At 62.4% G+C, this 13,929-nt stretch carries 11 protein-coding genes; 5 read left to right on the forward strand and 6 right to left on the reverse strand.

Features of this window, described 5'->3' with window-relative positions:
* Window positions 1-583: 583 nt before the first annotated feature.
* Window positions 584-2,104 carry a glycosyltransferase family 39 protein gene (locus VJR68_RS00870; RefSeq protein ID WP_324145657.1) on the reverse strand — a complete coding sequence of 507 codons (1,521 nt, stop codon included), beginning with the start codon at window positions 2,102-2,104 and terminating at the stop codon, window positions 584-586.
* A 185-nt stretch (window positions 2,105-2,289) separates the two neighbouring features.
* Window positions 2,290-3,396 carry a glycosyltransferase family 9 protein gene (locus VJR68_RS00875; RefSeq protein ID WP_324145658.1) on the reverse strand — a complete coding sequence of 369 codons (1,107 nt, stop codon included), beginning with the start codon at window positions 3,394-3,396 and terminating at the stop codon, window positions 2,290-2,292.
* Window positions 3,397-3,622: 226 nt separating this feature from the next.
* Between VJR68_RS00875 and VJR68_RS00880 the strand changes: the two genes are divergently transcribed.
* From VJR68_RS00880 to chrA, 5 genes are all read left to right on the forward strand, one after another.
* Window positions 3,623-4,339: a response regulator transcription factor gene (locus VJR68_RS00880; protein ID WP_324145659.1), complete on the forward strand. Its 717-nt coding sequence runs from the start codon at window positions 3,623-3,625 to the stop codon at window positions 4,337-4,339.
* A gap of 5 nt (window positions 4,340-4,344) precedes the next feature.
* The gene (locus tag VJR68_RS00885; RefSeq protein ID WP_324145660.1) at window positions 4,345-5,766 is read left to right on the forward strand and encodes a histidine kinase dimerization/phospho-acceptor domain-containing protein; all 1,422 of its coding nucleotides are present in this window, start codon (window positions 4,345-4,347) and stop codon (window positions 5,764-5,766) included.
* Window positions 5,767-5,983: 217 nt separating this feature from the next.
* Window positions 5,984-6,604, forward strand: coding sequence for a class I SAM-dependent methyltransferase (locus VJR68_RS00890; protein WP_324145661.1), 621 nt, complete (start codon window positions 5,984-5,986; stop codon window positions 6,602-6,604).
* A gap of 17 nt (window positions 6,605-6,621) precedes the next feature.
* Window positions 6,622-8,088, forward strand: coding sequence for a multicopper oxidase family protein (locus VJR68_RS00895; RefSeq protein ID WP_324145662.1), 1,467 nt, complete (start codon window positions 6,622-6,624; stop codon window positions 8,086-8,088).
* Window positions 8,085-9,287, forward strand: a complete 1,203-nt coding sequence (gene chrA, locus VJR68_RS00900; RefSeq protein WP_324145663.1) for a chromate efflux transporter — start codon at window positions 8,085-8,087, stop codon at window positions 9,285-9,287. The genes VJR68_RS00895 and chrA overlap by 4 nt, the downstream gene beginning before the upstream one ends.
* A gap of 73 nt (window positions 9,288-9,360) precedes the next feature.
* On the opposite strand, the gene VJR68_RS00905 is transcribed toward chrA, so the two are convergent.
* The 4 genes from VJR68_RS00905 to VJR68_RS00920 all read right to left on the reverse strand — a co-directional run.
* Window positions 9,361-10,392 carry a PHB depolymerase family esterase gene (locus tag VJR68_RS00905; protein WP_324145664.1) on the reverse strand — a complete coding sequence of 344 codons (1,032 nt, stop codon included), beginning with the start codon at window positions 10,390-10,392 and terminating at the stop codon, window positions 9,361-9,363.
* Between the two features lie 306 nt (window positions 10,393-10,698).
* Window positions 10,699-11,058 (reverse strand): hypothetical protein, encoded by a 360-nt coding sequence (locus VJR68_RS00910; protein WP_324145665.1) that lies wholly within the window; start codon window positions 11,056-11,058, stop codon window positions 10,699-10,701.
* A gap of 228 nt (window positions 11,059-11,286) precedes the next feature.
* A complete protein-coding gene (locus VJR68_RS00915) occupies window positions 11,287-11,469 on the reverse strand; it encodes a CsbD family protein (RefSeq protein WP_324145666.1) in 183 nt (60 codons plus the stop codon).
* Window positions 11,470-11,657: 188 nt separating this feature from the next.
* Window positions 11,658-13,929 (reverse strand): diguanylate cyclase domain-containing protein (locus tag VJR68_RS00920; protein WP_324145667.1); only part of this gene is annotated, 2,272 nt, incomplete at its 5' end.

Here is a 13,929-nt window from a genome sequence, read left to right on the forward strand (position 1 = left end):
CCGACTCAAGATTCCGCAAATTCCACACATGTAACGATGCTCTGATCGATTCCGCGGGCATCGGTGGCCCAATCGCGGAATTGTAATGGAAGGGGGACATACAGTTTGTTGATGCCGGGTCTGGCCCAACCCTCGCCGCCCGGCGAAGGCCGGGGCCCCGCCTTGCGATGATCGCTCCCTCCCCCGCGACAGTAGGGGAGGGCTGGGGTGGGGTTGCCTGGGCTTTAGCGTGCCACCGAATGTCGCGATGCATTCCGCGGAGTGACTCATGTGGCGCATCCCCCTGCGGCGACGGGTAACTCCGGCCGCTCGCTGCGCTCGCACCCCACCCTAACCCCAATGCTCCGAACTTAAGGTTCTCCCAGTCGCTACAGAACCCAAACCCGTCATTCCAGCGGTTGAAAATCCTTAAGTTCGGAGCATTGACCCGAACCCTCCCCCCGGATCAAGTCCGGGGCAGGCTCTGCAAGCAGGGGAGGGAACCGGTTTGTGGCGTTTTTGCAGCGATCGAGCGTGATCAGCAAGTTGGAAAAGATGTGATCACCAGACAGGCCTTCGCCGGGGCGCGGGATCGTCGAGGCACTTACAGCTCAACCAGCTTCAGCACATTCCCGCGCCACGTGCCCAGCTCGCTCACTCGCCCCGGGCAACGGTCCAGCGCGGGCTTGATCGCCCCTGCCCCCAAATCCGGATCGATCACCACCAGCGCCCTGCCCTCGTTATGCAAGGCATGGCACAGCGCATCGGCACCCTCCGGCGCCAGCCAGGCGATGCCGTACACCGGCTTGCCCAGGTACATGCGCAGGCCCCACGGCGTGGCCTCTTCAATGGTGTAACCCGCCGCGGTGTTCTCGACGAAAATCATCGCCTTGTACTGTTCGGTCGGCGTCGCTGCGCGCAGTTCGCCCGCCATCTGGCGGTTGTCGTCCTTGGAATGCCAGCCGTAGGCGGCGCCGGCCTTTACGCCCAGCAACACCACGATCCATACCGCCAACAGCAGCTGTTGCCGGGTCTGGCGCAGATCGACGCGCTCTCGCAGTTCCAGTGCAATCAACAGTGACAAAGGCACAAACAGCGGCAGCATGTACAGCGGCAGGCGGGACTGCACCAGGCAGAAGATCACGAACGGCACCAGGAACCACAGCACCAGGAACAACTCGACGCCCGGCCGGCTTTTTGCGCCCCAGCTTTGCGCCGACACCCAGCGGCGGATCAGCCGGCCGACCGCCGGCCACCACGGCAATAAGCCGATGCCCAGCACCGGCAGGTAAATCTTGATCCAGCCGAACCATCCCGCATTGCGCTTGTGCGCGGCGGTGAAGATGCGGTTGTAGACCTCCTGGTGCAGGAAGTAGTGCAGCAGTCCCGCATAGCGCACGATCACCACTGCATACCAGGACAACCCGATCACCAGGAACAGCACAATGCCGCTCCACGGGAAATACCGCCGCAAGCCGGACCAGCCATCGCGGCGCACGATAAACGGAATCACCGCCAGCAACGGCATCAATCCCGGCGGCCCCTTGGTAAGAAAAGCCAGCCCCCAGCCCGCCCACATCAGCAGCACATCGCGCTTGCGGCCAGCGTCGCCTGCACCGAACGCGGCGCGCACGAAACCCAGCATGGCCAGCGCTTCGCACAGCGTAAGAAACGCATCGGTACTGACGATGTTGGCCGCCATGAACGGCGCCGCCGCGCAACCGTAGATCAAGCCGGGCAACCAGGGTTTTTCCGGCACTACGCGGCGGCCCATCGCGTACAGGATCAGCAGCGTCAGCACGAACGCCAGCGCATACGGCGCGCGCACTGCCCAGCTATTGCGGCCAAACAGCTTGATGGAGCCGGCGATCACCCAGTACGTGGTCGGCGGCTTGGAAAAGTTGACCTCGTCGGGACTGTAGGCCGGCGCCAGGTAATTGCCGGTATCCAGCATCTGCAGCGCGGCCACCGTGTAGCGTCCTTCGTCCGGACTCCACAGGCCGCGCGTGCCCTGGAAGGCAAAGCCGAGCAGCAGGCCAAAACAGATCAGGGCGATAAGCGGCCATCGCGACGCGTGCGTGGCGCTGGGCCGCAGGTGGTGTTCCATGGTGCGGTCGTTGGACATGGGGGATTCCGGATAAAGCGCCGCGTGCCATCGGTGATGGCGGCATGCGATCGGTGAAGCTGGGAGAGGCGATTGTAAGCGACGAACGCCAAGCGCCGATGGCGAAACGACGTAGGCTGGGATGAAATCCAGCATCAGGAGCCACAGGAACACTGGGATTTCATCCCAGCCTACGCGACCAGCCCCTACGTTTTCTGCAGCCGCCCAGCCAGCGCCACCACTTCCCCACGCGCCGGCACAACAGCCGGTTCCTTCAGCGGCAACTCCGGCGCCGAGAACAGATCGGCGAACGCCTCGATCACCTGCCGTGCCGCGTCCTGCGCCGAGATATCGCGGGTGAGCAGCGAATGGCTGCGCGTGCCATACGGCCCGTACACCTTGGCGTCGGTCACGCAGAACATGCCCATGGTAGGTGCCTGCGACGCCGTGGCCAGATGCATCACACCGCAATCGGCGCTGATCACCAGATCCATCGCCGCCATCACCGCGGCCATGCGCCGGATGCTGCTGGAGTAATAACTCGGCCAACGCGAACCAAGCATGGAACGGCCGTGCATCGGCACGATTTCCACCATGGCCAGATGCGGTGCATGTTCCTGCAGCGTGGCGAGAAAGCTATCCCACCATGCTTGCGGATAACACTTGCTGCCAGTCGCGTCGGCAAAAATACCGATGGCGCAATGGCCACGCGATGGCGCCTGTTCCGCCAGCAATTCGCGCACCACGGCTTTGCCGCAGGCACGTTCGCCTTCGGTAAGGCGGATATCCATCGCGGGAAAACCCGGGCCTTCGCCCTGCACCGCTGGCGCATGCCAGCGCGCCAAGGCCACCGGCCGCTGCGCCATATGCTGCGGCGCCATCGCCTGCGGCACCAGATGCGTAAAACCGGCCGATTTTTTCGGCTCGCCAAAACCAAGCTTGTAACGCCCTCTGGACATGCGCGCGAGCGTACGGCTGAAACCGGAGCCGATGCAGGGATCGATGATCAAGTCATAACGCGTGCTGCGAATGCGCGCGAGCAAGGCCAGAAAACTAACCGGATGCTTGAAGCCGCGGCGCGGCAGGCAATAAACATTCTTGACGCTGAAGAACGTCGCGAACACATCGGCAGCCAGCGGCCCTTCCGCCACCACGTCGATTTCCGCGCCCTTGTACAGATGTTCCAGTTCGGCAATCAGCGGTGTCATCAGCAGCATATTGCCCAGCCGATGATTCGGCCGGCATACCAGGATGCGATGAACCCCCTGCTTTGGAATGCCGCTGAGTAGGGGATCGTTGGCGACTGTGCTCAAAAAAACCACCTGACGTACGGGTTACATGGCAAGTGTGGAAGAACAAACTTAGCCAAGACTTACTCGTCTGTTAGTAGTTCGTCATTCGTTTAAGGTTGCATGCTTTCACTGGGCCTGCATTCTGCGCTGCTATATTTGTTACAGCTTCGCAGCCGCAGCAAAACAACGCACTGTCGCCCACGACAGGTTATCGAAAGGAACCGGATGCATACGGCGCTTGTCTGGAATGGGCGTGGCTAACACGGCATCGCATGCGGCAAGGGGAACCGTTCTGAACGTTCTGATCGTTGAAGACTCGGCACGATTGCGCGACTCACTGGGCCGTGGGCTGACGGCGTCCGGATTCACCGTGGACAACGCGGCCAACGGCATGGCGGCCTGCCAGCACCTGGATACCTACGACTATGAACTGGTCGTGCTGGATTTGGGCCTGCCCGGCATGGACGGGCTTGGCGTACTGCACCATATCCAGGCGCGCACGACGCGGCCGCGCGTGCTGGTGCTGTCGGCGCGCGACCAGATTTCCGATCGCGTCGATGCACTCAATCGCGGTGCGGACGATTACCTGGTCAAGCCGTTTGCGTTCGACGAACTCGTGGCGCGATTGCATGCGCTGGCGCGCCGTTCGCAGGACGCGCAAACACCGCAACTGACCATCGACACGCTGACGCTCGATCCCGCCGCGCGCACGGTGTCGGTGCAAGATCAACCGCTGGTGCTTACGCCGCGCGAGTTTTCCCTGCTCGAACTGCTGATGCGCCACCGTGGCCGCGCCTTCACTCGCAGCGAGATTCTCGAACGCCTCGCCGGCTGCGAATCCAGCGCCTCCGATCGCAGCGTGGAAGTGCTGGTATTCGGCTTGCGGCGCAAGCTGGAACAGGTGGGCATCAGCGAACTGGTGCATACGCGCCGCGGCTTCGGCTATCTGATTCCCAAAAGCTGATGGTCATGACGACGGCGGCACTTGATCAGAGTTGCCTTAAACGACGCGCCACCTCATTGCGTCTGCGTACCACGCTGCTGGTGATTGCGGCGATCGTGGTAGTGCTCGGCACGGCCACGCTGGTCATCGACTTTCGCGTGGATAACGAAGTGGCGCAACGCGCGGATGCTGATCTGCTGGAGCATGCGCAAGCGCTGGCGGATGTATTTACCGCGCGCACCGGATCGTCCAGGCAACCCTTTCCTTCCTATTGGGTTCCTTCGTTCCTGGCGGACGATGGCACCATCTATTTCCGCATCGAGTGCCGCGGCCAGCATGTGGTGTCTTCCGACGACGTTGCCTCGTTGGCGTGGCCGGCACCGGCCCAAGGCCAATCGATGGCATTTGCGGACGTGGTCGATCACCACGGCACCCAGCTGCGCGCGATTGCGCTGCGCTTCACGCCCGATCTGAACGCGATGCACGACGAGCCATCCGATCACGATACGGCGAATGACACGTCGGAATGTTTGCTGGGCCTGGCGACAGACCGCACCGAAATGCTGGATTTCCAGCACTCCATGGACCGCATCGAATTCGGCTGCGTGGTGCTGGGTTTCCTGGTCGTGGCCATACTCACGCCGTTGCTGGTCACGCAAAGCCTGCGCCCGCTGGCTGGTCTGGCCGAAGCGATGGACAAGATCGGTCCCGAAACGCCGAGCATGCGTTTGCAAGACACCCACATCCGCGAACTCGCGCCCTTGATCACGCGCTTCAACGCGGTGCTGTCGCGCATGGAAGACGGCCTGCTGCGCGAACGCCAGTTCGCCAGCGGCGTGGCGCATGAACTGCGCACGCCCTTGGCGGAATTGCGCACCGCCATCGAAGTGGAATTGCGCTATCCGAGCGGCCGCGACCCGCACGTGCTGTTGGCGGATATCGGCGAGATCGGCGCCAAGATGGAACGCATCGTCACGGCGTTGTTGCTGCTGACGCGCATCGAAGCAGGCATCGAGCAACTGGCCTTGCAACGTGTCGACGTAACCGCACTAACCGATGCACTGGTGCTGCGCCACCGGCATCGCCTGCAGGAACGCACGCTGGACCTGAAGCTGGAGATCGAACCTTCGGTTGCCTGGATGGCCGACGCCACCTTGCTCGACGTGCTGCTCGGCAACTTGCTCGGCAACGCGCTTGCCTACGCGCCCTCCGGCAGCACTGTCACGCTGCGCTGTACGCCGGTCCATTGGTCCGTCATCAACGCCGCGCCCGAGCTTACCGGCGATGATATTGCGCGCATGAAGCTGCGCTTCTGGCGCAAGGGCAAGGATGCCGGCGTACATACCGGACTCGGCCTTGCCCTGGCGGCCTCGGCTGCAAGTGCGCAATCGTTGCGCTTGGAGCTGACGCTGCACGAAGGGAATTTGCAGGCGAGTGTGACGCCTTGAATCGTCTGCGAATCACTGGCGTTAGCGCAGCGCAACCCAGATATTCGAAGCGGGATCGTTGGGTTACGCCGCTCTAACCCCCATGGCGCTAACTTAGGCCGAGAAGCTTGATGCTTGCCAAGATCGCCCCCTCCCCTGCACGCAGGGAAGCGGACATAGCATCGCAAGCTTCAAGATGCGCGCTGACCCAACCGACGACCTGCGATTTCCTATCGCCATGACCGACACGCGACAACATTGGGAACAGGTTTACGGCAGCAAGGCCGACGATGCGGTGAGCTGGTATCAGCGTCATCCGGAAACCTCGCTGGCGTTCATTGCCGACAGCCAACTTCCGCACCATGCGCCGTTGCTCGACGTGGGCGGCGGCGCTTCCACCCTGGTCGATCATCTGCTGGATGCGGGCTACACCAACATCAGCGTGCTCGATATTGCTGCGCGTGCACTGTCCCACTCGCAAGCACGCCTTGGCGCCGACAAGGCACAACGTGTGCATTGGTTGGTGGACGACGTCACGCGTTTTGCGCCGTCGCGTCGCTATGCGCTGTGGCATGATCGCGCGGTGTTTCATTTCCTGACCGAGGATGCATCGCGAGCGGCCTACCTGGCTGCTCTACGTCACAGCCTCGCACCGGGCGGCACCGCTATCATCGCCACGTTTGCCGCCGATGGTCCTGCACGTTGTAGCGGACTGGACGTGGCGCGCTATGACGCGGACAGTCTGCACGCCTGTTTCGGCGCTGAATTCGAACGCATGGCGAGCGGACGCGACGTGCACGTCACGCCATGGGGCGCCGAGCAGGCTTTCACGTATCTTCGGTTGCGCAGGCGCCAGTGAAGCGGGAGCGAGTGCAGATGGTCGACCGACGCGAATTCTTGAAACTGGGTGGCTTGGCGGCGTTGGCCGGCAGCGCGCCGCGATGGCTTGACGCTGCCGCATCTGCCAACGCTCCCCTCGGCAAGGCGGATTACACGCTGCATATCGCCCGCAGCCTGGTCGAGCTGGCGGCGGACCATATCGTTTCCACCACCACGTACAACGGCCAGTTTCCCGGTCCGCTGATCCGCTTGAAGGAAGGGCAGCGCGTGGTGGTGGATGTCTACAACGACACCGACGTCCCGGAACAATTGCACTGGCATGGCCAGTTCGTGCCGGTGGACGTCGACGGTTCCGCCGAGGAAGGCACGCCCTTCATTCCGCCGCGTGGCATGCGCCGCTTGTCGTTCGTGCCGGGGCCGTCGGGTTTCCGCTTCTATCACACGCATGCCGTCGCGGGCAGCGATCTTTCGCTGGGGCAGTACAGCGGCCAGGTTGGACCGGTGTATATCGAACCTCGCCACACGCCTGGTGCTTACGATCAGGAACTATTTCTGGTGCTGAAAGAGTTCGACCCGTTCTTCAGCCAGGGCGGCGACATGGCGCAGGATTTCCTGCTGCCGCGCGATCCAGACCCCGCCCTCAGGCAACGGGGCGAGGCGGCGATGCATGCATCGCTGGCGAAGGGGCAGCCGCACGGCTACGAAGTGGGTTACCAGGCCTTCGCCATCAACGGCCGCATGCTGGGATCGGGCGAGCCGATTCGGGTCAAGCCGGGCGAGCGCGTGCTGATGCACGTGCTCAACGGCAGTGCCACGGAAATACGCAGCCTCGCGTTGCCCGGCCACACCTTCAAGGTAATGGCGCTGGATGGCAATCCGGTGCCGAACCCGGTCGAAGTACCGGTGCTGTGGCTTGGCACGGCGGAGCGCATCAGTGCGGTGGTGGAGATGAAGCATCCCGGCACGTGGATCCTCGGCGATCTCGCTGATGATGATCGCGGCCACGGCATGGGCATCGTGGTGGAGTACGCCGGCCATCATGGCAAGCCGCAATGGATCAAGCCTGCGTCATCCAGCTGGGATTACCGGCGTTTTGCGTTGCCCGACCCCAGGCAGGCCAAGCCGGATGAAATCATCGAAATGACGTTTGCCAAACAGAACGCCGCCGACCATGGTTTCAATCGATGGACCATCAACGACGCTGCGTTCGACATGGCGGCGCGAAAACCGATGTATTCGCTTCGCTACGGCAAGCGTTATCGTCTGCGCATGCATAACACCAGCGACGATATTCATCCCATCCATCTGCATCGGCACAGTTTCCAAATCACACGCATCGCCGGCCAGCCCACCGCCGGCATCATCAAGGACGTGGTGATGTTGAACGGTTACCAGACGATGGAGATCGACTTCACCGCCGATCAGCGCGGGCTGTCGCTGTTTCACTGCCATTCGCAGCTGCATATGGATTTCGGTTTCATGGCGCTGTTCGATTGCGCATGAGGCGGACGTCGCCGCCGCAAGGCCATGCCCTGGAAGTCGGTGCCGCATTCCTGAAGCTCGGGCTGATGTCGTTCGGCGGACCGATTGCCCATCTGGGTTATTTCCGCCGCGAATTCGTCGAACGCCGGCGCTGGCTGGACGAAGCGCATTTTGCCCAGCTATTGGGCTTGTGCCAGTTCCTGCCCGGCCCTGCCAGCAGCCAGCTGGGCTTTTCCATCGGCTTGCTGCGCGCGGGATGGCCGGGCGCGCTGGCGGCATTTCTCGGCTTTACCTTGCCCTCGGCCGTGTTGATGGTTGCGTTCGGCATGTGGAGTCATCATCTTGCCGGCGCGTGGGGACAAGGCGTTGTGCATGGATTGAAGCTGGTTGCCGTCGCCGTGGTGGCGCAAGGTGTGTTCGGCATGGCGCGCAACCTCACGCCAGACGCACCGCGCGCGCTGATGGCCGCGGTAGCCGCGGGCTTGATCGCACTCGGCACCAGCTCGGCCATGCAGCTTGGCGTAGTCGCTGGAGGCGCCTTGCTGGGTCCTTGGCTGTGCCGGAGTGTGACGGCGCGGCAAGGCGAAACATTTCCGCTCACGTACGGGCCACGCACCGGCACGATGTTGTTAGGCGCGTATGCCGTGCTGCTCGTGCTGGCCTTGGCGGTCGCCACGCATCTGTCGACGTCATGGGAAATCGCTGGCGCGTTCTATCGCACGGGTGCGTTGGTATTCGGCGGTGGACACGTAGTGCTGCCGTTGCTCAAGCAGGCGGTCGTCGATCCGGGTTGGATCAACAACGATACGTTCCTCACCGGTTACGGCGCGGCGCAGGCCGTACCCGGGCCGATGTTCACGCTATCGGCGTTTTTGGGTGAGCGTCTGCCCGATGGCCATGGCGGTGTGTTCGGCGCCGTCGTCAGCCTGCTCGCGATTTTTCTGCCGGGCCTGTTGGCGGTATCCGGATGCTTGCCGTTCTGGCGTGCACTGGCGGCGCGGAACAACGCCGCACGCATGCTGGCCGGCGTGAATGCCGCGGTCGTAGGGATTCTGGCGGCTGCGCTGTACAACCCGGTGTGGGTGAGTGCGGTGCGCGATGGGATGGATTTCGCCATTGCGTTGATCGGCTTTGCGTTGCTGGTGGCGGCGCGGCAATCCGCGTTGCTGATTGTGGTGTGGTGCGTGGTGGCATCGGTGTTGCGGGCGATGCTCGCGTAGGCTGGGATGAACTCCCAGCATGACCATACATGGCGATGCCGGGATGCCATTCCAGCCTGCGCTTGACCTGAACTCAGAGCTGCAACGCCCCACCCGCCAAGTGATTCACCTCCGCCATGATCGCCGTCATCTGCGGCGCGGACTTCAGCGCGTAATGGCTGTTGGTATAACCCCACCAATCCCAGCAGCCGTACGGGTTATAGGGCACCGACGCATCGATGGTCTGCGGATACAACACGATGATGTTGTTGGTATCCGCCCACTCGTTGATGCCGGCGTATTGCACGAAGGTGGTGGCGATGGTTTCCTGGTTCTGCGAACAACCGTGCAAGGCGACCAGCAAGCGGCATGATTGCCCTTGCGCGCAATTTTGCGGCACGTAGACCCAGCCGGTGCTATCCATGGAAATCGCTGCGCAACGGCCGTTCGGACAGAACGCGTTCTGGTTGAACTGGATAAAGCTGCCGCCGAGCGTGCCGTTATTGCGCGCCTTGAGTTGGCCGTAGAACAAATGGAGAAAGATTTGCTCGGCATCGAAGCCGCAGTTGTTCATGAAAGGTGCTTGGAGATACGAACATGGCACCACCGAATCAGGTGTGATCCACGCATGCTCGGCTGCGGTGTAGTCGTTGTAGGTGATGTTGGAAGTGGACGTGAAGCTTTGGTAATAGCTGTACAGATCGTCCATCGTCTGCTGGTAGTTCACGGTATCCAGCGTGCCGCTGAACATGTAGATCGGCTTGCCGGCGATGTTGCTGGTCGGGTCGATCGTCCCCGCCGATGCTTGCTGGTTGGTGTAGTTCACCAGCGACGACACCGGTACGCCGGCACCCGTAGCGCAAGCACTGCCCCAATACGCTTCATTGTCCTGTGCGCAGTCGTAGGCGCCACCCGCCATCACGGCCGTACCGAAAATCGCCCGCGAATACGCCACCTGCAATTGCACGGCCATGTAGCCGCCGGAAGAAATGCCGGCAACGGTGACCGAATTCGGCGCGATATTGTAGGAACCGAGCGCGGAAGCACCCCACGCAAAGGGTGAAAGCAGCAACGCAACGCCAAGCAATGCAAATCGAAACGAAAACCTGGTGAATCTCGACAGCATGACGATGTCCTCCCGAGGTTACGCATGAAGAGTGCGCGCAGCCGTGCTCGTCCGCCGCTTGGGTGGCGGCGGTGACGGCAAACGCTTGCCTGTTGTAGCTGCGCTAGGAGAGCACCAATGCCTGGTGTGGGAAATTGGACTTAGGGGCAACGCCATTCGTCGCCCCGGCGAACGCCTGGGCCCAGTGTCTTTGGCGATCCGAAAGTCACTGGGTCCCGGCTTTCGCCGGGACGACGGAGTATCAAGTGCTACGGCGAATCTTGGAAATGCGGCGAATTACAGCCCTGTTCTAATCACTCGGGCCGGTCAATGCGAGCTACTCCCCGTCGCCGGATAACCGCTACCCGAATTCGAATTGGTCGCACCACCATTCGTGTGCGTGCCGTTGCGCGACCGCGAGCGATGGCTGTGCCCGGTGGTGTTGCCGGTATCGCTGCCCGACATGGTGCCGTTGGACATCGTGCCGTTCTGCGTGCCTTGCTGCTGGGTGGTGGTGGGCTGCGTGGTCTGCGGGGGCATACTCTGCACGCTTCCCGGTGGCGTGGTGGCGCCGTTGGTTTGCGGCGTCGCGGATGTACCGTTGCCGGTGGCCTGGCCTGGCGCCTGCCCGCTTGCGATGAGGGCGCCCAGTGCCGTTGCTGCCATAAGCATGTGTGTTGCGCGCATGATGCGTATCTCCTGCCGAAGGTATGTGGGTGAACCACCACCGTAACCATGGCAGCGTGAGGCATGCGGCAATGTTTGATCGTTCCACGGTGTAGCTGCACCGTCGCGCTTGCTGCGCTGGACAATAAAGAGGGCGCCACATGCGCCCTCTTTTGGCTCAATCCTTTGGGAAGCCGCCTCGACTTCTTGCGTCGCTCCCTTGAAACCTGCAGCCCAGCATCACATCAATTACCGATCTTGTTGCTTGCGCGCCTGGTCGTTGGCCTTACCGAACTCTTTTTGGACTTTGCCGGCGTTCTTTTCAACATTGCCGGACAATTCGCGCGCGTGATTACCGGTGACTTTACCGGCAGCTTCTTTCATACCACCTTTGATTTCGTGCTTGGTACCTTCGATGCGATTCTTGTCCATGCTCTTCTCCAGACAGCTTGTGTGGCGCCATGATGCTTAGTGGCACAGCACGGGACGGTGCAATTGGAGTGAAGAACATCGCGATATTGCTGAGCACGGCATGAAGTTCAGGTCGTTTGCAGCTTCCGCGCACGCCTTCACGATGCATGCACGCATGCTGGATGAGCCGCTTACGCAGTGGGCTTCGCCTAGCGCGCCTGGCCCAGCTTGATGTCCTGGTGGCCGTTGGCGCCGTTGCTGCCACTGCTGCCACCGCCGCCATCGCCATTGCCGAGTCCGTGCGTAAGGTAGCGATAGGTATCCCTGCCTGCTTCCTTGGCCTTGTACAGCGCATCGTCGGCCAGCTTCATCAAGGCATCGTCGGATAGTTCGTTCTTGCAGATCGCCGCACCGACACTCATGTTGACGGTGACTTTGGCGACGCCGGCATCGATGGTGATGTGCAGGCGCTCCCACAGCGACTGCACGAATGCCTTGGCCTGTTTCAAGCTGCCGATGTCGTTGCACAGCACGACGAATTCATCGCCGCCCAGGCGAGCCACCATTTCGCCTTCGCGCACCAGCTTCTGCAGGCATTGGCCCACTTCGGCCAATACCACGTCGCCGACCGCGTGCCCGTAGGTATCGTTGATGGCTTTGAAGTTGTCGATATCCACCAGCGCCAGAAGCACCATGGCGTTGCGCTGTTGCGCCTGCATCAGGAAGATCGACACGCGCTCGCTGAAGTAGCGCCGGTTGGCCAGGCCCGTGAGCATGTCCTGATGCGCCAGGCGCAGCAGTTCGCGCTCGGCGTTCTTGATGTGGGTGATCTCGGTGGTGAGTGCGTAGACGCCGCGCACCTTGCCGCGTGCATCACGGTCGGGCACGTAATGGCATTGGAAGTGCAGCGGCTTGCCGCGGTATTCGGCGGCGTATTCGAAGATCACCGATTCGCCATCGTAGGCGCGATCGAGATAGGGTTTCAGGCGCTCGTACAATCCGCTGCCGCGCACCTCGCGCACGCTGCGGCCGATGATCTCGGACGGGATTTCCCCCGATACCTGTTCCACGTAGCGGTTGACGTAGGTGTAGCGCTCGTTCATGTCGATGCGCGCGATCACCGCGGGAACGTTGTCGGTGACGGTGCGCAGCTGGCCCTGGCTTTCCAGCAGGGCCTGCTCGATGCGTACCCGTTCGGTGACGTCGCGGCCGGTGTAGATGATGTCCATCGTGTCATCGCCGTCGGGGCTCGGCACCAGGCGCGCGAAGGCTTCGATCCACAGGTAATGGCCATCTTTGTGCTGCAGCCGGTAGGTGGCATTGGTAGTGCCGCCTTCCATGCGCAGCTTGACCACCTCCGCAGCGATGCGCTCGCGGTCGTCGGGATGGATCAGGTCGGGGCGCGGCTTGTGGAAATCTTCCACTTCCCAGCCAAGCAGATCTTTGACGGAGGGCGACACGTACATGCGATCGCCGTTGGGGCGAATGCGCATCACCAGGTCGCCGCTATAGTCCGCCAGCATGCGATAGCGCAGTTCGCTTTCCTGCATCTGCTTGCGCAGGCGATCCTGCTCGGCAAGCACCAGCGCCACTGGCAAGGCGACGAAACAGGTGATGCCGATGAACACCTGCCCCATCACGATGCGAAACGCCGGCGTGACGCCAACGACCAGATTGAAAGGACCCACGCCCACCGTGGTGGCGAGACTGACGCCCAGGGCGATGATCGCCATGCCGATCACCATGCCGGCAAAGCGGTGGCGGTACACCAGCCACAACAGCGGCAGGTAGACCAGGAAAACCAGCGGTACGCGCGGTTCCACACACACGCCCGCGGTGATGGCGACGAGCAGGATGAGATCGCGCACCAGCGGCCAGATGCGGCCCGCCGGTACCCGCCGCAGATGCAGGGTAAACACCAGCGACGCACTGCCGGCGATCACCATGCCGACGAAGTGCGCGCGGAACTGCGTATTCAGGGCCATCAGCACGCCCACCTGCGACCACAGGTGCAGGATGCACATCAGGCCCAATGCACACAGCCCGCTGCCGACCAGGGCGCTGATGACACCGACGCGCGCCAGATCGATGAAGCGCGTGTCCTGCGTGATCTGCGGAAAACGGCGGCGGATCGATTCGCTGACGATCACCGTTTCCAGCGCCTGGAACGGAACGAGCAGCATAGTCTCCAGCAGCGAGTCGCCGAGGCTCACCTTGGCCGCCACGAAACCCAGCAGCGCGCTGACCAGCACCGGCCAGGCCTGCGCCAGCGGCCGCTGCAGCAGCCAGCCGATCAGCGCGCCATTGGCCAGCCACAGCGCCACCGGGCTGTGGTTCGCCCTTGCCAGCGCCAATGCATAGAACGAGAGGCCACCGGCAAGGACGAACGCAGCGAACAGCGGCCATAGGCCATGCGGATCGCGCCTGGCGAGCATGGATTTTGGGTCCTTCGGTTGCGGGCTGCCCCCTCTTGCGTTGGGT

It is taken from the genome of Dyella sp. (assembly GCF_035277725.1).
Classification (GTDB): Bacteria; Pseudomonadota; Gammaproteobacteria; order Xanthomonadales; family Rhodanobacteraceae; genus Dyella_B.

What these genes read in the sequence shown, in the direction of transcription:
- VJR68_RS00870 (WP_324145657.1), bottom strand. Translation starts at nt 2,104, where the DNA reads ATGTCCAACGACCGCACCATGGAACACCACCTGCGGCCCAGCGCCACG.
- VJR68_RS00880 (WP_324145659.1), top strand. Translation starts at nt 3,623, where the DNA reads ATGGGCGTGGCTAACACGGCATCGCATGCGGCAAGGGGAACCGTTCTG.
- VJR68_RS00885 (WP_324145660.1), top strand. Translation starts at nt 4,345, where the DNA reads ATGACGACGGCGGCACTTGATCAGAGTTGCCTTAAACGACGCGCCACC.
- VJR68_RS00890 (WP_324145661.1), top strand. Translation starts at nt 5,984, where the DNA reads ATGACCGACACGCGACAACATTGGGAACAGGTTTACGGCAGCAAGGCC.
- VJR68_RS00895 (WP_324145662.1), top strand. Translation starts at nt 6,622, where the DNA reads ATGGTCGACCGACGCGAATTCTTGAAACTGGGTGGCTTGGCGGCGTTG.
- chrA (WP_324145663.1), top strand. Translation starts at nt 8,085, where the DNA reads ATGAGGCGGACGTCGCCGCCGCAAGGCCATGCCCTGGAAGTCGGTGCC.
- VJR68_RS00905 (WP_324145664.1), bottom strand. Translation starts at nt 10,392, where the DNA reads ATGCTGTCGAGATTCACCAGGTTTTCGTTTCGATTTGCATTGCTTGGC.
- VJR68_RS00910 (WP_324145665.1), bottom strand. Translation starts at nt 11,058, where the DNA reads ATGCGCGCAACACACATGCTTATGGCAGCAACGGCACTGGGCGCCCTC.
- VJR68_RS00915 (WP_324145666.1), bottom strand. Translation starts at nt 11,469, where the DNA reads ATGGACAAGAATCGCATCGAAGGTACCAAGCACGAAATCAAAGGTGGT.